Annotated in this window: 1 protein-coding gene; it reads right to left on the bottom strand. The window is 25.1% G+C overall.

Going from position 1 to position 518, the window contains the following annotated elements; all coding sequences use genetic code 4:
* The coding region (locus ACXX84_RS04135) for a restriction endonuclease subunit S (protein WP_458572965.1) at positions 1-518 on the bottom strand (518 nt) is incomplete at both ends.

The following is a 518-nucleotide window of genomic DNA, read 5'->3' as shown; positions in this document are numbered from 1 at the left end:
GCTTGTGAAGTGAAAGGACTGAATCAATTAAAGTAAAAAGTTTACCTACTAAAATATTTTCTTTATTTTCTTTTGATTTAAAAATTATTTCTGAATTAACAGTTTCTGAACTTAAATTAGGCTGTGTTCCGGTAGATAAAACTTTATTTCAATGTTTTTTAAAATTTTTATAAGTTAAATTATAGAAGTAAAAATCTAATAACTCTTTTTCTTTTAAAATAATGCTAAAAATTGCTTGACTAGTTGCTAAATTTACTTTATTTATAGTGATTTTACCTATAGATGCATAAATTGATAAGTTCAAAGAATCTTTAGGAACTAATCATGCACTTGAGTTAGCAATCCCTTCTTCAGAAATGTGTTTTTCTGTTTCGGTTAAATATTTTTCAGAATTTGTTATATCTTTAATAGTTAAAAAAGGAATTTTACCATTATAAAATTTTTTATTTGTAGTTAAAGGAGTTCCGCCTGTCTTTCCAAAAGCATATATATTCCCCATAACGTCCTGTTCTCAAGTG

The sequence above is a fragment of the Mycoplasma sp. AC157 genome (assembly GCF_054343415.1).
Note: the sequence above shows the minus strand (reverse complement) of the source record. Positions and strands in the feature narration are given on the sequence as shown.